At 38.7% G+C, this 17,404-nt stretch carries 20 protein-coding genes; 4 read left to right on the top strand and 16 right to left on the bottom strand.

Annotation, left to right across the window (positions count from 1 at the left end):
- Positions 1-97 precede the first annotated feature (97 nt).
- The 7 genes from BDR01S_RS16525 to BDR01S_RS25420 all read right to left on the bottom strand — a co-directional run bounded on the left by BDR01S_RS16525 (position 98) and on the right by BDR01S_RS25420 (position 4,732).
- Positions 98-496, bottom strand: coding sequence for a cytosolic protein (locus BDR01S_RS16525; protein ID WP_066258483.1), 399 nt, complete (start codon positions 494-496; stop codon positions 98-100).
- A 93-nt stretch (positions 497-589) separates the two neighbouring features.
- Positions 590-742 (bottom strand): hypothetical protein, encoded by a 153-nt coding sequence (locus BDR01S_RS25825; RefSeq protein ID WP_169801453.1) that lies wholly within the window; start codon positions 740-742, stop codon positions 590-592.
- A gap of 117 nt (positions 743-859) precedes the next feature.
- Positions 860-1,003, bottom strand: a complete 144-nt coding sequence (locus tag BDR01S_RS25415) for a hypothetical protein (RefSeq protein WP_157406195.1) — start codon at positions 1,001-1,003, stop codon at positions 860-862.
- 19 nt (positions 1,004-1,022) lie between these two features.
- The gene (locus tag BDR01S_RS16530; protein ID WP_066258486.1) at positions 1,023-2,243 is read right to left on the bottom strand and encodes a helix-turn-helix domain-containing protein; all 1,221 of its coding nucleotides are present in this window, start codon (positions 2,241-2,243) and stop codon (positions 1,023-1,025) included.
- Positions 2,244-2,409: 166 nt separating this feature from the next.
- Positions 2,410-3,348, bottom strand: a complete 939-nt coding sequence (locus BDR01S_RS16535; RefSeq protein ID WP_066258487.1) for a magnesium transporter CorA family protein — start codon at positions 3,346-3,348, stop codon at positions 2,410-2,412.
- Positions 3,349-3,575: 227 nt separating this feature from the next.
- Positions 3,576-4,472, bottom strand: a complete 897-nt coding sequence (locus BDR01S_RS16540) for a cation diffusion facilitator family transporter (RefSeq protein WP_066258489.1) — start codon at positions 4,470-4,472, stop codon at positions 3,576-3,578.
- Between the two features lie 122 nt (positions 4,473-4,594).
- Complete coding sequence (locus tag BDR01S_RS25420; protein WP_157406196.1) at positions 4,595-4,732, bottom strand: hypothetical protein; 138 nt, start codon at positions 4,730-4,732, stop codon at positions 4,595-4,597.
- A 101-nt stretch (positions 4,733-4,833) separates the two neighbouring features.
- Between BDR01S_RS25420 and BDR01S_RS16545 the strand changes: the two genes are divergently transcribed.
- Positions 4,834-5,049: a YozQ family protein gene (locus BDR01S_RS16545; RefSeq protein WP_066258490.1), complete on the top strand. Its 216-nt coding sequence runs from the start codon at positions 4,834-4,836 to the stop codon at positions 5,047-5,049.
- Positions 5,050-5,291: 242 nt separating this feature from the next.
- On the opposite strand, the gene BDR01S_RS16550 is transcribed toward BDR01S_RS16545, so the two are convergent.
- Positions 5,292-6,050, bottom strand: coding sequence for a yteA family sporulation protein (locus BDR01S_RS16550; RefSeq protein ID WP_066258491.1), 759 nt, complete (start codon positions 6,048-6,050; stop codon positions 5,292-5,294).
- 215 nt (positions 6,051-6,265) lie between these two features.
- Here BDR01S_RS16550 and BDR01S_RS25425 point away from each other — a divergent pair, with 215 nt between their 5' ends.
- Complete coding sequence (locus BDR01S_RS25425; protein ID WP_157406197.1) at positions 6,266-6,427, top strand: hypothetical protein; 162 nt, start codon at positions 6,266-6,268, stop codon at positions 6,425-6,427.
- Between the two features lie 12 nt (positions 6,428-6,439).
- A complete protein-coding gene (locus tag BDR01S_RS16555; RefSeq protein WP_066258493.1) occupies positions 6,440-7,801 on the top strand; it encodes an amino acid permease in 1,362 nt (453 codons plus the stop codon).
- Positions 7,802-7,835: 34 nt separating this feature from the next.
- Here BDR01S_RS16555 and BDR01S_RS16560 read toward each other — a convergent pair whose 3' ends face one another.
- The 4 genes from BDR01S_RS16560 to BDR01S_RS24980 form a co-directional block, all read right to left on the bottom strand.
- On the bottom strand, positions 7,836-8,459 hold the full coding sequence (locus tag BDR01S_RS16560; protein WP_066258497.1) for a LysE family transporter: 624 nt from the start codon (positions 8,457-8,459) through the stop codon (positions 7,836-7,838).
- Positions 8,460-8,570: 111 nt separating this feature from the next.
- A complete protein-coding gene (locus BDR01S_RS16565; RefSeq protein WP_066258499.1) occupies positions 8,571-9,611 on the bottom strand; it encodes a glycosyltransferase family 2 protein in 1,041 nt (346 codons plus the stop codon).
- Between the two features lie 18 nt (positions 9,612-9,629).
- Positions 9,630-11,306, bottom strand: coding sequence for a DUF6044 family protein (locus tag BDR01S_RS16570; protein ID WP_066258501.1), 1,677 nt, complete (start codon positions 11,304-11,306; stop codon positions 9,630-9,632).
- Positions 11,307-11,449: 143 nt separating this feature from the next.
- The gene (locus BDR01S_RS24980) at positions 11,450-11,611 is read right to left on the bottom strand and encodes an aspartyl-phosphate phosphatase Spo0E family protein (RefSeq protein ID WP_157406198.1); all 162 of its coding nucleotides are present in this window, start codon (positions 11,609-11,611) and stop codon (positions 11,450-11,452) included.
- Between the two features lie 238 nt (positions 11,612-11,849).
- Here BDR01S_RS24980 and BDR01S_RS16575 point away from each other — a divergent pair, with 238 nt between their 5' ends.
- Positions 11,850-12,836, top strand: a complete 987-nt coding sequence (locus BDR01S_RS16575; RefSeq protein WP_066258502.1) for a potassium channel family protein — start codon at positions 11,850-11,852, stop codon at positions 12,834-12,836.
- A 1-nt stretch (position 12,837) separates the two neighbouring features.
- On the opposite strand, the gene BDR01S_RS16580 is transcribed toward BDR01S_RS16575, so the two are convergent.
- From BDR01S_RS16580 to BDR01S_RS16595, 4 genes are all read right to left on the bottom strand, one after another.
- The gene (locus BDR01S_RS16580) at positions 12,838-13,251 is read right to left on the bottom strand and encodes a YugN-like family protein (RefSeq protein WP_066258505.1); all 414 of its coding nucleotides are present in this window, start codon (positions 13,249-13,251) and stop codon (positions 12,838-12,840) included.
- A 110-nt stretch (positions 13,252-13,361) separates the two neighbouring features.
- Positions 13,362-14,708: a glucose-6-phosphate isomerase gene (locus tag BDR01S_RS16585; RefSeq protein ID WP_066258507.1), complete on the bottom strand. Its 1,347-nt coding sequence runs from the start codon at positions 14,706-14,708 to the stop codon at positions 13,362-13,364.
- Positions 14,709-14,836: 128 nt separating this feature from the next.
- Entirely contained in the window at positions 14,837-16,000 is a 1,164-nt protein-coding gene (locus BDR01S_RS16590; protein ID WP_066258508.1) for an iron-containing alcohol dehydrogenase, read from the bottom strand.
- A gap of 120 nt (positions 16,001-16,120) precedes the next feature.
- A complete protein-coding gene (locus BDR01S_RS16595; protein ID WP_066258511.1) occupies positions 16,121-17,404 on the bottom strand; it encodes a Glu/Leu/Phe/Val family dehydrogenase in 1,284 nt (427 codons plus the stop codon).

The following is a 17,404-nucleotide window of genomic DNA, read 5'->3' on the forward strand; positions in this document are numbered from 1 at the left end:
CATATTTGGTTGTTTAGATTACGTATTTAAAGCCAAAAGGACACCTAATTTAGGTGTCCTCAACCAAAAATTTACGAAAAGTGAGCTTTTTACAAATTTACACTTCAATATCCTTGCCTTCTTCAACTACATGGAACAATAAATGGGCTAAATGATGAATTGGACCGTATTCTTCTTGGTCCTCATCATCAGGTTCCTCATTAAACTCCATGTCATTTAAGAATAATGCTACAAATTCATAAAAGTCTTTCAACTGAAAGGAGTAGCAGCCAATGGGGTCCTCATTGTCTTCCTCATACTGCAATACCATGTAGGAGAGGTCGCCGTCCTCATCTTCTGCATCAAAAAATACAAAAAGACCGATGTTTGTGTCAAGCTCGAATAAATGCCTTGTTCCACCTTCTGTTGCTTTCGTAAAATCTTCCTGGCTTAGTTTTTGAATCTGCATGCTATCTACATTATCTTCTTGATGGAATCCGACAACAAATGATTTCATGATTTCCTCCTTCAAACAATTACCTAATAAAAACACATGCCTTTAGCATGCCCTGCAACTGGCATGTTTCATTCCTTTAATTCTCAAAATAGATTAATCACACTGTTTTTCTGCCCCTTCGTTTAGGAGTGTATTTTCACCTGGAGCGAAATGAACAGACTGTAAACTCATTTTCGGCTCAAGTCCAAAAAGATCTTTTTCAGATTTACTTTTATTGCTTTCACTCAAGGACTTTTCCTTTTCCATTCTAAGCACCTCTTTCGAAAGTGATAATTTCCTAGTATTGTCTGCCTTATATTTGATTAACATTCCAATCCGCAAAAAAAAAAATCCCTGATATGTTCAGGAATTTTTTGATTACAATCAGCCTATTGGCGGTTGAATGGGATGGTTGGACGGAGCCGTGTAGGCAACATCATTGCTTGGGGTGTTCACCTTTACATCCTTTGATGAAGCAAAAAGAGCGATCAGCGAGATTGAAAACACAAGGACAACAAACTTTTTCATATAAATTTCCTCCTTTAGTTTAAGTTAATTTCTTTAAATAAGTAACTGCATCAATAATCATGCCCTGTTGATTGTAATAATCTGCAAGCATTTTATAAAAACGGGTGAGGTCATCCGTATGTTCATTTGCCTCTTCAAAATAAGGGATTACCTTCGATTCCAAATATTTAAACGCTTTTACCGGAGAGGCCATATGGAGGAGATAAAAGTCTGTCAAGAGTCGATATTTTTTTGCACACAAATCTTTAGACAATAAGTTAACCTCTTGGAAACACTCTTTTGATTTTTCGATTGAGTTAAGTGAATGATGCAACTCGCCAATTGCGTATAAAGTGACAAGATAGTGCTGATTTTTGGCCGGCTGCAGAGCCAAACTTTTTTCATAAAAATACAGTGCTTCCTTTACATTCTTCATTTTAAATTGCAAATGGCCCATATTATGATAGATCTGTGGAAGTAATTTTTCTTCCTTTAATAATTCTGCGTTGCGGATTAAATGGTGAAAACACTCCTGTGCCTCTTCATAGATATTAGAGTGAGTATAATTAATCCCTAGCAGCATCAGGGTGTGGAGAATTCTAATGAAGTTATGCTGATTCATGAATGTTTGCAAAGCCATTTTACCAAAATGGATAGCATGTCCTGATTGCTCAAGTGAGCTTTTTACAAGTGAGCGATGATAAAGAAATTCTCCACTTGCGGTTTCATGATTATTTTCTGTATGTAAAACATCGAGGATATCATCGGCAGTTTGATATTGCCCCTTCCACATTAAGAATATCGCATGATAGTAGCGAAATAAATAATCTTCATGTTGGGAAAAATTTTTCTTTTGCTTATATAAAAGTGCCCGCTGATCATCTGCTTCATCAACATGGCCTTTAAAAATTAAATATCGAAATTTATATAGTTCATAGATATAAATATATTGAGAGAATGGGATCAGATGTTCAATTTGAACCAGTTGTTGATAATTTTCTTCAATTTCATCCCTTAGGTAAAAATTAATCTTATCGTCTAGACTCCTAAGTAACATGTTGATTTCCCCTTCTTTTTCCTCCATCTCTTCCAGGTCTATATTTAAGCGCCTTAGTAAAAGGGAAATCGTCTTTTCGTTTGCTTCTTTTGAATTGTTCTCAATCTTACTTAAATGAGGGACAGAACAAATTCCTTTGGAAAGTTCTGCTTGTGTGATACCTCTTTGAGTTCGATAGAATTTAATCAGTGCTCCAAATTCCATATTGCCACCCAGCCATACCTTTCCTTTTTTTCCTATTTTACAACAATATACGGATTTCTTATAGATACTTTTCAGATTATTAGAAAAATAGTGCAAATAGTACCATTATAACTTGGGAAAGTTTTTAAAAGAGCAAAAAAAACCAGCCCATAAAAGGACTGGTAATCTAGAAATATTTCTTTTTCCAAAAAATGAATGCAGTTAAACTTGTTAAAAAGGCAGAGATTACTAGCGGTATTGCATAGGAATGGGTGGCGTGCTGGAAAGGGATATCCACGTTCATCCCATAAAAACTCGCCACCATCGTTGGGAAGGATAGAATAATTGTAATCGAAGTTAAAAACTTCATCACAATGTTTAAGTTATTTGAGATAATCGATGCAAAGGCATTCATCATCCCCGATAGGATCGAGCGATAGGTTTCAGCCATTTCAATCGCCTGTGTTTTTTCAATAATAACGTCTTCTAATAAGTCCTTGTCTTCTTCATACATTTTTAAATAGTTGAAGCGCAAAATTTTATCGAGGACAACCTTATTGGATTTTAATGAGGTCGTAAAATAAACTAAACTTTTCTCTAAAGCAAGAAAGGCGAACAATTCTTTATTCTTCAATGATTGATGAACGACACGTTCAATTTCATTTGTCTTCTTGTTAATTTGCTTTAAGTAACGAAGATAATACGAGGAAATGACGAACAGAATTTGCAGCGCAAACCGCGTCTTTTTAAACGTAAAAAACTCTTTTACTCTGTTTTTTCGAAATTCCTCTAAAATTGGTGTATCCTTTAAGGAAACCGTAATGATACATTCATCGGTAAGAATGATGCCGATTGGAATCGTTTCATAGCCGGCAAAGCCATTTTCATCATGAACGATATAAGGAAAATCGACAATGATATAGACTCGGCCATCATCTCGTTCAATCCTCGGACGTTCTTCATCATCCAGGGCATCTTTGATGATATCCACATCGATTTGAGCATCCATGGATACCTTGTTAATTTCATCTTGTGTTGGGGCGTACATATTGACCCAGCAGCCTTTTGAGATTACTTCTACCTGTTCTAAAACTTTTGTCTCTGTACTTTTAAAAATTTCCAGCATGACATAACCTCCTCACTCACTTTGTTCGAGGAAGCCAACAACCTTTTCCAGAGTTGATATTCTTGATATTCATTTCAATCCATTCAAAGATAACATTGACTTCCCCTCGCCTACTACTTGGGTCCGGGTCTACGGAATAACTCAAAAATATCAACTCCCTTTAACTTTTATAGTACCTATCCTATCATAAACCGAAATCACTTAAAGTACAAAGGAGTTTTTATGAATTATTCATCTTCCGCAAAATAGGGGTTCAAATGGATTAAGACTTCCTGGATGTTATCAAACTTATCCATAAGTTTTAGTTTAATTAATTTTGCGAGGTCATGCCCTTGCTTGATTGTTTTAAAATGATTGATTGAGATACGTAAATCCACTAATACATAATGACCCAGCTCTCTTGCTCTTATCCGGTCAATTCGTTTTACCTCTTCAAATTCCTTAACCAGAGCAATATATTCCTGAAGTGTCTCTGTATCAATATTTCGCTCAAGTAAGATATCAAATGCCTCTGTTAACATTTCCTTGGCGATTTTGAAAATTAAATAGGCGACAAAAATACTGGCTGCTTTATCCCCGTAGAGCAAGAAATGAATATCGAATCGGTTCCCGGCGATCGAAATAAGAACCCCGATGGCAGCTGCAATCGATGCGACAATATCTGCTTTATGGTCAAAAGCAATCGCTTCAATCGCCTTACTCTTATTCTGTTTTGCAACTTTTAATGAACTTCGGTACAGCATAACTTTGGTTGCAAACGAAAAGAGGGCGACCCACATCGCCAATAAGCTCGGTGATTCCACTTCATGAAAGAAACCGCTAATGCCTTCATAAACCACATAAATGGCAACAAGAAAAAGCAATATACCGATAATGCCTGAAACGATGACTTCGGCCTTCCCATGTCCATAAGGATGTTCCTTATCGGCAGGCTTATTGGCGATTTTTATCACTAACAGCACAATGATAGATGCAAAGACATCTGCAGCAGAATGGATCCCGTCTGCAAAGACCGCGTCACTATTCCCATACAAACCGATGACGATCTTCCCTAAGGTAAGAATAATGTTACTAATTACACTTATCCAGGCCACTTTTTTAGCCAGAGTTTCTCTCATTTCCATAAATAAGTAAACCACCTTTAAAAATACCTTTAGAAATCATAGCAAATGTAACCTTGATGGGTCTAGAGAAAAAGTCTTGCTCACCCCAAGCTATGTTGGCGGAATTCAAAATATCTAAATATTTATCCTTCGTGGCCCTCATTTTCTTCTTTCACCATTTCAACTTCTTCGATTACGGAGATTTTATTAATTTGGTCATGAAGAAAATGAAAGGCTTCGTCGAGTTTTTCCCGAGATGGAAACTCATTTTTTTCGTTCATTATATTTGCCTCCTGATGAGATTTATTTTTTATTAGGAGTAATCCTGTGAAAAAAAGAAAAAAATACCCTTGTATCAAACAAAAAAAGGGAGGAATAAAAGATGGACAATAAGAATCAGAAAGCTAATCCAAAGAAAGAAGTAGCAGGGAGCTTCTACCATCCAAGTTATTACAAAGAGTCGGATACCTTATCTGCCGGGCTTGCAACCACACATGAGCAAGCAAGTGACGCGTATACTGAAGGTGAAATTGGTGCGGTTATTGATGATGTAAACGGTGAAGATGTCCAGATTCCGCAAAAAGGCTATGAGAAATAATTGAAAATTAGAGAAAACAGCTCTCACACGAAAGCTGTTTTCTTTTTTTAGGCTCTGTTAATTTGCCTGTTGATTTCCGTTCCAGGCACTTCGCTTTCCGCGGGCGGTCCGGGGAGCCTCCTCGGCGCTAAGCGCCTGCGGGGTGCGGGGTCTCCCCTGCCCCGTCCTCCCGCAGGAGTCTTCGTGCCTTCTACTCCAATCAACAGGGTGCCAAAATCAACAATAAGCTTTCTTGCTTTAAATCATTTATCATCATGATCCACGTAGGGGTCGTGTTCGAAAGCGGGTAAATCCCCAAAACTGGTCATGATTCCTTCCTCGTCAAGGGCGTCCTCGTATTTTTCATGCTGAGGATTTGGATAGACTTTAATATTATTTCCATACATGTCATTGCCAACAAAATTTTCATAATCCTCGACATAGCCAATGTTTTCGTCTGCTTCAGAATAGATATCACTATAACTATCCTGTGGGAACGCTAAATCAGAGGGAGTTTCGGATGTGCCCCAGGAGGCAACTGTCTGCCAAGAATCTTCCGCATCAAAAGCCACGTTCTCATTCTTTTCATCCATAGCAAATTTACCAAATGGAGGCATGAGGACCCCTTCTTCGACTGGTCGTTTATGCGAAGTAACCTGATCGGGACTGTGCTCGATACAATAGGTTGTATTTGGCAAGGCCTCTAAACGTTCAAGTGGAATTTCCTTTCCACATACCTCACAGTTTCCATACGTTCCCTTTTCCATCGCTTCTAACGCGTGATTAATATTCCTAAGTTCAAATTGATAATGTTCATTTAAGGCAATATCTTTCTCACGTTCATATAACTCGGTTCCTTCGTCAGCTGGGTGGTTATCATAGCTGGATAACTCCCCCATCGACTCATGAAAATGACCTCTTTCTAAACCTAAGTGATCATTTTGCTCTAAACGTCCTTCCAGTTCACTCTTTTCCTGCAACAATTGTAACCGTAACTCAGCTAACTGCTGTGTCGATAACATGTGATAAACCCCTTTCATTGAAAAGCGCAATATCTATTCACATTTATGTTATTTCTATTTATAGTTCCCTTATATTTTCATTAACTTCGTGGTTGATTATGTAATGAAAATTTAATTCCATCAAAAACCTATCTCATGCAATGATTTTTAACTGAATAAGAATTGATGAGGCGAGTATCTTAAGAAATATCAAATAGGAGAAATGAGGAGATATTTTGGTTAATGAAAACTTTGATACATTCAGAAAAGAGCAAAAGGAACATCAAGCGGTATATTTAGGTGGTAACAAAACAAAAAAGCCAGGTCTTAATGATCCAGAATATAATAATCAAGATAATACCGACAAATCGCCGGGGGCGACAGGACGAGATATTTAGCGTAAAAGGAGAATGTCAATGAGTAAATCCAAATCCGGTGGGGAAGAGAACAGCAACATGAAATGGTGGCAGCTTTCTTTATTCGGAGTGGGCTGTACCATTGGGACAGGCTTTTTCCTTGGCTCCGGGTTAGCGATTAAAATGACCGGTCCCTCAATATTAATCGCGTTTTTGATCGCTGCCCTTGGGACTTATTTTGTCTATGATGCTCTTTCAAAAATGACATCAAAAGAGCCATTAAAAGGCGGCTTTAGGTCGTATGCGAAGAAAGCCTATGGAAAATGGGCTGGTTTTAGCAGCGGTTGGGTCTACTGGTCCTCAGAAGTGCTGATCATGGGAAGCCAAATGACGGCATTATCCATTTTTTCTCGATTCTGGTTACCGAAAGTTCCATTGTGGATATTCGCCACAATTTATGCGGTTCTTGGATTAGCGGTTATTTTAATTGGAGTAAAGGTATTAAATAAACTTGAAAATATTCTTGCGATTTTAAAAATCTCAGCGATACTAATGTTTATCGTAATTGCCTTGCTGGCGATTTTCGGAGTCATTGTTGGAGACCGAGCCATTCAGTACCCGAATAGTAAAAGCGAAATTCTTCCACACGGTTTCAAGGGCTTGTGGTCAGCTGTCATCTTTGCATTTTATGCTTTTGGCGGGATTGAAATTCTAGGATTAATGGCAACCAATTTAAACGATCCTAAAGAAGCACCAAAAGCAGGAAAAGTGATGTTGTTTACACTGATGATTATCTATGTGGTTTCCATCGGCCTTGCAGTTATGATTGTTTCATGGAATCAATTTAACACAAAGGAAAGTACGTTTGTTGTGGCCTTAAATGCCTACCATCTGTCCTTTGTTCCGCATTTCTTTAATGCAACATTAATTATTGCAGGGTTTTCGACGATGACGGCTTCTCTTTACGGTGTTACAAGCGTTCTTGTTACGCTGGGAGAAGAAGGTGATGCCCCTGCAAGTTTTTCAAAACAAGGGAAATTAAAAGTTCCCCTTCCCGCATTGTTTGTAACAATGTTGGGAATTTCTGCTTCGATTGTGTCCGCGTTAGTGCTGCCCGATCAAATTTACGAGTGGATTACCACAGGTGCTGCATTAATGCTTCTTTATAACTGGCTCTTTATTCTGGCATCGTCCAGAAAAATCTTAGAGTTAAAGCTGAAGGAAAAAATTATGTATTCGATTGGAGCTCTATTTATTTTAATTGCTGTCAGCGGGACACTTTTTCACAAAACAAGCAGACCTGGCTTTTTCATTAGCATAGCCTTTCTTGGCATTATTGGGGTGATTACCTTAATCATGCAGTTAAAGTGGAAAAAGTCTAAGAAGAAGGTACTTAGTCCATGGCCTACCGCATAAAGAAAATCCAGCGATTCTTCGCTGGTTTTTGTTTTTAAAATAAAACATTAAAAGCTTGCATTCCAAAATAAATTCCAAAGCCAATTAAAGAAATTCCAGACAAACAGGATATCCCTACAAGTAATTGAGGTGTTAAAAATTTTCGAAAGTTGCTGGATACACTTGCCATGACAATATCCCAAATCAATAACCCAATAAAAATCGCACTGCTGTATAACACTAATTGACTAGTATTATAGGTTGCGGCTGTTTTCGCAAGGACAGAACCATAAATACCTAACCAAAAAAGAATCGTTAACGGATTGGATATCGACATAAGGAATCCTGAAAAGAACGATTTGACGAGTGGCTCCTTTCCTCTGGAATGCTCTAAATTTATTTTTCCTGCATTCATGAAAGTTTCAATCCCTGTGTACATCAGTACAAAACAGCCAAAAAACCAGAGAAAAGTCTGCATAAAGTCTGTCTCAAGAAATTGGACAACTCCTATGTAAACCACAAACATATAAACGCCATCTGCGACAACTGCCCCTACCCCAATTAGCCACGAGTTCATAAAGCCACTTCTTATTCCCCTGTCAATTTGTGCAGCATTAATCGGCCCAATAGGAGCAGCCAGCGATAGCCCTAACAGTAGATAGCTCAAAAATATATTCATCTCTATCTCTCCCCAATAAATGAATAGAAGCCTGTCTATAATTTTTATTCAGAGAAATAGGTTTGTACTACAGAAAAATAAAATGAGCTTACAATTCAGGAAAACTATGAATTAGTTGTTGGTTTCAGATATTTGTCTAAGGTCAAGATTATACAACTCATCCTCTACTGTCTGATTAAGCAAATGATGTCTTGGTTTTGGCAGATTAAAGGAATCAATATCAACAATATACTTTGGCCGCTGTTTTGATTCTTTATAAATTTTCCCTACATACTCTCCAATCAATCCGATTGCAATTAACTGCAAGCCGCCAATAAGCCAGATTGAAGTAATCAGCGACGTCCATCCCGTCTCGGTATTCCCAAAAAACTTTAGTGTTAAAAAGTAGACCCCAAAGAATAGACTCAGGAAAAAAGAAACCAATCCGATGATTAGAACAAAGCGAATTGGTGATACGGAAAAGGAGGTTATTCCGTCAAAAGCAAAGGCGAGCATCTTTTTTAAAGGATATTTCGTTTCACCCGCATGCCTTTCAAGCCTGTCATAATAAACCACATCCGAGCGAAAGCCGAGGAGAGGAACAATCCCCCGTAAAAATAAATTGACTTCGCTAAACCGTTCTAACTCTTGCACTGCTCTTTTACTCATTAATCGGAAGTCTGCATGATTATAAACAAGGTCAACCCCCATCTTTTCCATGATTTTGTAAAATCCTTGGGCAGTACTTCGTTTAAAAAGAGTATCCGTATCACGCCCCTTGCGAACGCCGTAAACAATTTCATTACCATCATGAAACTTCAGGACAAACTCACGGATTACTTTGATATCATCCTGTAAATCTGCATCAATCGATACAACGCAATCAGAGAGCTCCATTGCTGTAAAAAGGCCAGCAAGTAAGGCATTTTGGTGACCGACATTTCTGGATAACTTTAAGCCCCGAACATATTCATTTCTTAATCCTTCTTTATATATTAATTCCCATGTACGGTCCTGACTTCCGTCATCAACAAACAAGATTTTGCTTTGTTTAGAAACAAGCCTCTCGTTAATGAGCTCATTCAACAATTGCTGTAGTTGAACAATGGTTACAGGTAAAACTTCTTCCTCGTTATAGCAAGGTACAACAATTGTAAGAACTTGTTCCATCATCTGTTAAACCCCCGCTGTCTACAAAGTCGTGTATAAATAGATTTTCCATGCTGATGTCTTTGATTCGAATACTTTAACTAACAATAATCGATTTTCACTGGCATTATCGATAGGCAGAGCCGAAAAAATATAACGGCCGCCCATGTCTTTAAAGACATCCGTATTCAACATTAAATTTTTCAAATGACGTTTAGAATCCTTTTTGATCATATAATGTTTTCCAAGCTGTGCGCTAAAAATGTAGCAACGGCCGCCCCATTTATCAAAATATCTGCGAACCTCTTTATTTTTTGCCAATTCTTTTTCAATTATTTTCCGAAACTGATGTTTATATGTTAATGGATAGAAATTATTATAGGTATCAAGTGTGTAAAAACCGTTATATTGAGAGATGGCTGGGTGTATTCCAATACTAGCAATACGATATTCTTCCTTCGGAAGCCCGATATATCCCTCTATTTCAAGGAACATTTCCTCAGCAAAAAATTCTTTGACAGTGGGTTTTTTTTGATAAATGATTTCATCATTAAATATTCCCAAAAAGAGGAGTTGCAGGGCGGCACACCACTTAGCTGTTCTAGCCCATTTCTTTCCTTGAAGAGAAAGAACCTTTAACGAGAGAGCAAAGCATGCATAAATAACCATCGGTCGTAAAAAGTGATAACGAGCGAAATTAAAGGTTCTCAGAAAATGGAATCGCTTTATTAAAGGTAACCATCCTTCATAAAACCAAAAAGCATACCAGATAGATAACAAGATATTTAATAAGAATAAAAAAACAAATAGCTTTTCCTGCCTCCAAAGCTTTTTCACGAAGACAATAAAAATTGCTGTACAGGTTACGGGTAAAATAAATAGTGTATGAAGTGTCATCACATGGGTGTGTCCAAATAGATAATTTTTTCCAACAAGCCTTACGGATCTCCAAAAAGGCAGGGTTGCACTTAAATATTCATCCCGACTATTTGGTTCATCTATTAATAGAAATGAAAAAATGAGTCGATATTCAACTAGCATAAAAATGAGTGTCATATAGATAAGTGCGAACAAAAAGCGAAGGTTCCATACCTTCTTTCTGAAACAATCAGTTACCCACAAGAACCCCATGGCAGTTATAAAAAAGAAAAATCCTAAAACAATACTTGCATAAAAAGGTAGTAGGGTGAGCACCAAATAATCCTTCCAGGCTCCCTCCCCGCTGCGAATGTTAAGAAGTGCCCAAAGTGCAAGCGGCATTCCCAATGTACTCAGCATCCCAGAAGGCCAAAATGGAGTTAGGGCAAATGCAAGAGCGGTGCCAATTTGTATAAACAGCCACTTCTCACCAGGTAAAAAGTGTTTTTTTAAAAGCCAATACATTCCAAAGAAAGCGACTATTCTTGTTAGGGCTTGGCTTATACCATAGGCAATCATGGTTGGGAAAAGTGCGTACAGCCAGACAATGATACTGTATTCAGTTCCAATGGCATTTCTCGATAATTGTCCATTTATGATTTGGGGAATAGTCGCATTAACTGAGCCAAACATTTCTCCACTTCTCGCTAAGACCTTATACCACGCCAAGTTTGAATCCAGATTATCATGAACACGAATATGTGCATTTTCCTGAAGAATAAATAGTGGAGAAAGATAGACCGCTATGACAATCAAAGCTAAGATGATGAATCTTTGCTCTTTTTTTGTTTCAATAAACACATTTCTTCACCTCATTGGTCAAAACTAAAAAAGGTAAATTCCGTTTTAAAGTTTGCATTTAGGTACAATATTATTCCCTCTACAAAAAAATAAACCTTCCGGAGGATGAGCTGCTCCGGAAGGTTTTATGTGTTCGACATGAATTATTGTTTTCCAAAATTATTAAAGACATTTAATAGAGAATCAAGTTTCTGGCTGCATTGTACCACATGTGGATTCGAATAACCGTATAGATGCGCTAATTGAACCATTTCTGACCTTGTTTTTTCAATATTTGATAGCAGCGTAATCAAAACAGTCGTCATGAAACTAACCCTCTTCCTTGTTGTAACTGTATTAATATTGATAACCATAATTTATAAGTTTTAGGCATTAAAAACAAGTAGATTCATGAAAAATTTTCGTATCTTTTGTGAACATTGGCCTATTTTCAAAAATATCATCTAGGCCTATTAGATCGATTCATTTTCGTCAATAATAGTAATAACTGTTTCAGCACCATCTCTAAATGATGGAGCTAAACACGAGAAAAGAGGTGTCCGTGTGCCGAACAGAGTTTATATCAGCTTTTTGCGCTTGCCGCTCCTCGTTCGAATTCTAGTCATTGCGCTGCTCGTATTTCTCTCATTTGGAATATCCATTCATTTATTAGAACCCGATACTTTTCCTACCATTTTTGATGGGATATGGTGGGCCATTATTACTGCTTCGACCGTAGGATATGGAGATTATGCCCCTCATTCCATCTTGGGGAGACTAACCGCAGTAATATTAATCCTGTTAGGTGTTGGAATTGTTTCCTCTTATTTTGGAACATTGGCAGCAGCTGCCGTTACTAAGCAAGACGCCTTTTCGGAAGGAAGAATTCCTTATAAAGGTGAGGGTCATATCATCATTATCGGATGGAATGAACGATCAAAGGAACTAATAAGTAAACTAACAAATTCAAAATATGTACAAATGATTGTTTTAATAGATGAAACATTGGAAGCAAACCCTGTAAAATCAAGGTCTGTCCATTTTATACAGGGCAAAGGTCATGTGGATGAGACGATTATCAAAAGTGATATCCAAAATGCGGAGAAGGTGCTGATTACTGCTGATAGAGGGAACGATGAACTCCAAGCAGATATGAATAGTATTCTAACCTTACTCACAATAAAAGGGATTTGTCCTCAAGTAAAATGTATCGTTGAAATCTTAACGGCAGAGCAAGTGAATAACGCCTTAAGAGCCGGTGCAGATGAAGTCATTCAATCGAATAAATTGACATCTGTTTTTATGGTAAACAGTCTGCATTCGAATGGAGATGGGCTTCTTTCAAATATTGTCCATGAGTTACAAGACAGTCGATTGTCTTCCTATAGAGCTAAGGAAGAGGAGATTGGAAGGACATTCAACGATGTTTGCCATATCTTATTAAAAAAAAGGTTCCTTTTGATTGGGATTCAAAGAGGGGATGAAACATTTCTGAATCCATCCCACTCCTTGCAAATTGAGGAAAATGATCACTTATTAATTTTTAAATAGTCTAATCAACTAGGAGCAGGATTTCCAATTCCTGTGCCAATGCTTTCCCTTCTTCAATATATTGCGGAGGAAAGCTAGCATCTTTATCAACAGGCTCCTGAAACTGATTGAAGGTACCTGAAAAGGTGCCTGTACTTGCTTCATCATCTAGTTCTGCCTCAAATACGTGTGACAATAGAAACGGTCTTCCTAACTTAACTGTGCAATTGTTTTCATCAAGCTGTCCGTCAACCGCTTGAAAGGGCAAGCGTATGAACTGATAGCCTTCGTCTTCACTACCATTTATTTTATAATCAAACGCGCCATGGTCATAATCCCAGTTCCCGCCAATCGTATAGCCGATTGGTTTTAGTTTTTGTTCAAGCTCATACAAATCAAACTGTTTACCTTCTACCTTTGATGGTAATTCAATCATCTAAATTTACCTCCTCATCATCGATACGATTAGTTTCTCCAAATCAAGTAATTTTCAATAAAAAAAAGAGAGCTGATTTTATCTCATCAGCTCTCTATCTTTTTTGTTGATTATAATCTTTTTTCTAATTCTGCCTTTTTCTCTTCAAATCCTGGTTTGCCTAAGAGGGCAAACATATTTACTTTGTAGGCTTCAACACCCGGTTGATCAAAAGGATTTACTCCTAGTAAGTAACCGCTCATCGCACAGGCTTTCTCAAAGAAATAGACAAGGTAGCCTAGTGTATACTCATCCATTGCTGGGATATTAACAATTAAATTTGGAACGCCGCCGTCTGTGTGGGCGAGCATGGTCCCTTGAAATGCCTTATTATTAACAAAGTCAATCGTTTGACCAGCTAGGTAATTCAGACCGTCTAAGTCATTTTCGAAGGCTTCAATTTTCAACTCGTGCCGTGGCTTTTCAACCTTAATGATCGTTTCAAACAAGTCACGACGACCTTCTTGAACATATTGTCCAAGCGAATGAAGGTCTGTTGAGAAATTTGCAGAAGATGGATATATACCTTTTTGGTCTTTCCCTTCACTTTCTCCAAATAATTGCTTCCACCACTCCGAAAAATACTGTAATCCTGGCTCATAATTAATGAGCATTTCAATCGTTTTGCCTTTATTGTATAGGACATTTCGAACAGCAGCGTATTGGTAGGCAGCATTATCTTCAAGCTCGGAATGACCAAAGTCCGCTTGTGCTTGCTGAGCGCCCTCCATAATTTTTTCAATGTTTGCTCCGCTTACCGCGATGGGAAGTAGCCCGACTGCAGTTAGAACAGAATAACGGCCGCCAATATCATCAGCGATGACAAATGTCTCGTAGCCCTCTTCGGTTGCTAATGTTTTCAGAGCACCTCTTGCTTTGTCCGTCGTCGCATAAATACGTTTGCGCGCTTCTTCTTGACCGTATTTCTCTTCAAGCAACTTGCGGAAAATACGAAAAGCAATCGCTGGTTCGGTGGTTGTACCCGATTTAGAAATGACATTAACAGAGAAGTCCTTTCCATCAAGGACGTCGATTAGATCCTGCATATAGGTTGAGCTGATATTATTACCGACAAAAATAACTTGAGGTGTCTTTCGTTGTTCTTTCGTTAATACATTGTAGAAACTGTGTTGAAGCATTTCAATTGCTGCCCGTGCACCAAGGTACGAACCGCCGATGCCAATCACAAGAAGGACATCAGAATCCGCCTTGATTTTTTCAGCAGATTTCTGGATGCGTGAAAACTCTTCCTTGTCATAATTGGTTGGGAGGTCAATCCAGCCTAAAAAGTCATTGCCTGCACCAGTTTGCTCATGTAATGAATGATGAGCAACCTTTACAGCATCACGTAAATATGTAAGTTCATGTTCTCCAAAGAAGGTTAAAGCTTTTGAGTAATCAAAACGAACGTGTGTCATACATGATCCTCCATAAATTTTATTTTACAATAATCACTTTAACGAATGACGAGCTGATTATCAAGGCAGGTCTCCATTTGAAAGCGTACCCATTTTCGACAAATTTCTTCATCTTCACAATCGGTAAATTATAGTGATGCCCGATAAATGGATAAAACATCATCACGATTTAACTTTCTAAAATTCCCAAATTCTCCGTTTTCCATCGCTCGGTCAGCCATTAAATCTAGCTTCGAATCGTCTATGTCATAATCTGCTAACCGTGACGGTGCTTCGATGCTATTCCAGAATTCACGTAACTTTTGAATCCCTTCGAGCCCCACTTCTTCGGCACTCCTGCCGTTATCATTCACACCAAACACTCGAACAGCAAGCTGCTTAAAGCGTTCCGGCTTCACCGCTAGGTTATGCTGCATCCAGTGTGGGAATAGAATGGCAAGCCCGCCGCCATGTGGAATGTCATAAACTGCTGATACAGCATGTTCAAGATTGTGAGTAGCCCAATCCCCGCGGTATCCCATATTCAAGATACCATTGAGGGCCATTGTCCCGCAGTAGAGGATAGTTGCCCGATGTTGATAGCTTTCTAAGTCAGAAAGCAACTGAGGGGCCGTTTCCATCACTGTAATGAGCAGTGATTCACACATGCGGTCTTGAAAGTCCGTATTTTCTTCCAAATGAAAATAGTGTTCTAGGACATGGGTCATCATATCGACCATTCCATATACCGTTTGATTTCTAGGGACCGAAAACGTATTAACGGGGTCTAAGATAGAGAATTTAGGGTAAGTTACCGGGCTTCCCCAGCCATACTTTTCGTTTGTCTCCCAATTCGTGATAACCGAACCGGAATTCATTTCTGAGCCCGTTGCCGCAAGGGTCAAGACCGTTCCAAAAGGTAGTGCATCTTTTGCAAACGCCTTTTTTACGACTAGATCCCATGCATCCCCTTCATATTTTGCTCCAGCCGCAATTAGCTTTGTACAGTCAATCACACTGCCGCCGCCAACAGCCAACAAGAAGTCAATTCCTTCTTGTTTACAAATGTCTACCCCTTTACGTGCGGTAGTAATCCGTGGATTCGGTTCCACTCCTGGAAGTTCAAAAACCTCTGCACCGATTTCTGATAAAATGCTGATAACATTTTCATACAAACCGCTTCGTTTTATACTTCCGCCGCCATAGACGAGCAACACTTTTTTTCCATAACGGGGAACTTCTGTTTTTAATTGCTCAAGTTCACCTTTACCAAAAATTGATTTAGTCGGATTCCAAAAAGTAAAATTCTCCAATTGACTACACCATCCTTTTCACCTTTACATTATTAGTTATTATGGTTCATTTTGCAAAGAAACCTAACTGAATATCAATAAAAAATTCCTTGCATCATCGAATCGATGCAAGGAATTTCTTTAGACCCAGCCTCTCAATAAGGATGCCTCCGCCATTTTTCTTACCCCCACCATATATGCGGCTAATCGCATATTGACGTTGCTAGTTTGTGCAAGATTATAAATATCATGGAACGATTTAGTCAGCTTAGTACGCAACTTGACCTCTACCTCATCCTCACTCCAATAATAACCCTGTTTATTTTGAACCCATTCAAAATAGGAGACTGTAACACTTCCTGCCCCTGCTAAAACATCTGGAACGAGCAGGATCCCACGATCGGTGAGAATATTTGTTGCCTCAAGCGTCGTTGGCCCATTTGCTGCCTCGACAACAATTCTTGCTTTGATATTATGGGCATTGTCAGCTGTTATTTGATTCGAAATCGCTGCAGGCACAAGGATATCACAATCCTGCTCCAGCAACTCTTTGTTGGTGATGGTCCCTTCAAAAAGCGAGGTCACCGTGCCAAAGCTGTCCCTGCGTTCTAACAGGTAATTAATATTTAACCCATCAGGATCGTAGAGTGCACCATAAACATCGGATATTCCAACCACGATCGCTCCTGCTTCATTCATAAATTTGGCGATATAACTGCCTGCATTTCCAAATCCTTGGACAATCACACGGGCGCCCTTTATATTAAATCCACATCTTTTGGCTGCTTCTTCAATACAAATGGTTACACCCCGTGCTCCTGCCTTTTCCCTGCCTTCAGAACCTCCAAGCACAAGTGGCTTACCTGTAATAAAACCGGAAGAGTCATACTGGCGGAGACGGCTGTATTCATCCATCATCCATGCCATAATCTGAGAATTTGTATACATATCGGGTCCAGGGATATCTTTTGTTGGTCCAACTATTTGACTAATTGCACGAACGTAGCCTCGGCTTAATCGTTCAAGTTCCCCGAATGACATTGTCCGGGGGTTACAAAGAATTGCTCCCTTTCCCCCTCCAAAGGGCAAGTCAACGATTCCGCACTTTAAGGTCATCCACATTGCCAGTGCCTTTACCTCATTAGCTGTTACCTGAGGATGAAAGCGGACACCACCCATGGTTGGACCAACCGCATCATTATGCTGGGCCCTAAATCCGTTAAAAATTTTAGTCGAACCATCATCCATCCGCACTGGAATTCTGACATTGGACATTCGTAACGGTTCTTTTAATAGTTCGAACATTTCTTGGTTATAGCCCATTTTTTTTAATGCATCATGAATAACAATCTGAGTTGATGTAACAAGGTCCAATTTCTCTCTATCCTGCTCATCTCCGCTATTTGTTACATCATAAATCCCCAT

Source organism: Neobacillus drentensis NBRC 102427 (assembly GCF_001591445.1).
In the GTDB taxonomy this organism is placed as follows: Bacteria; Bacillota; Bacilli; order Bacillales; family Cytobacillaceae; genus Neobacillus; species Neobacillus drentensis.

Excerpts from the sequence above, each read along its gene's own strand:
- BDR01S_RS16525 (WP_066258483.1), bottom strand. The coding sequence starts at position 496 with ATGAAATCATTTGTTGTCGGATTCCATCAAGAAGATAATGTAGATAGC.
- BDR01S_RS25825 (WP_169801453.1), bottom strand. The coding sequence starts at position 742 with ATGGAAAAGGAAAAGTCCTTGAGTGAAAGCAATAAAAGTAAATCTGAA.
- BDR01S_RS25415 (WP_157406195.1), bottom strand. The coding sequence starts at position 1,003 with ATGAAAAAGTTTGTTGTCCTTGTGTTTTCAATCTCGCTGATCGCTCTT.
- BDR01S_RS16530 (WP_066258486.1), bottom strand. The coding sequence starts at position 2,243 with ATGGAATTTGGAGCACTGATTAAATTCTATCGAACTCAAAGAGGTATC.
- BDR01S_RS16535 (WP_066258487.1), bottom strand. The coding sequence starts at position 3,348 with ATGCTGGAAATTTTTAAAAGTACAGAGACAAAAGTTTTAGAACAGGTA.
- BDR01S_RS16540 (WP_066258489.1), bottom strand. The coding sequence starts at position 4,472 with ATGGAAATGAGAGAAACTCTGGCTAAAAAAGTGGCCTGGATAAGTGTA.
- BDR01S_RS25420 (WP_157406196.1), bottom strand. The coding sequence starts at position 4,732 with ATGAACGAAAAAAATGAGTTTCCATCTCGGGAAAAACTCGACGAAGCC.
- BDR01S_RS16545 (WP_066258490.1), top strand. The coding sequence starts at position 4,834 with ATGGACAATAAGAATCAGAAAGCTAATCCAAAGAAAGAAGTAGCAGGG.
- BDR01S_RS16550 (WP_066258491.1), bottom strand. The coding sequence starts at position 6,050 with ATGTTATCGACACAGCAGTTAGCTGAGTTACGGTTACAATTGTTGCAG.
- BDR01S_RS16555 (WP_066258493.1), top strand. The coding sequence starts at position 6,440 with ATGTCAATGAGTAAATCCAAATCCGGTGGGGAAGAGAACAGCAACATG.
- BDR01S_RS16560 (WP_066258497.1), bottom strand. The coding sequence starts at position 8,459 with ATGAATATATTTTTGAGCTATCTACTGTTAGGGCTATCGCTGGCTGCT.
- BDR01S_RS16565 (WP_066258499.1), bottom strand. The coding sequence starts at position 9,611 with ATGATGGAACAAGTTCTTACAATTGTTGTACCTTGCTATAACGAGGAA.
- BDR01S_RS24980 (WP_157406198.1), bottom strand. The coding sequence starts at position 11,611 with ATGACGACTGTTTTGATTACGCTGCTATCAAATATTGAAAAAACAAGG.
- BDR01S_RS16580 (WP_066258505.1), bottom strand. The coding sequence starts at position 13,251 with ATGATTGAATTACCATCAAAGGTAGAAGGTAAACAGTTTGATTTGTAT.
- BDR01S_RS16585 (WP_066258507.1), bottom strand. The coding sequence starts at position 14,708 with ATGACACACGTTCGTTTTGATTACTCAAAAGCTTTAACCTTCTTTGGA.
- BDR01S_RS16595 (WP_066258511.1), bottom strand. The coding sequence starts at position 17,404 with ATGGGGATTTATGATGTAACAAATAGCGGAGATGAGCAGGATAGAGAG.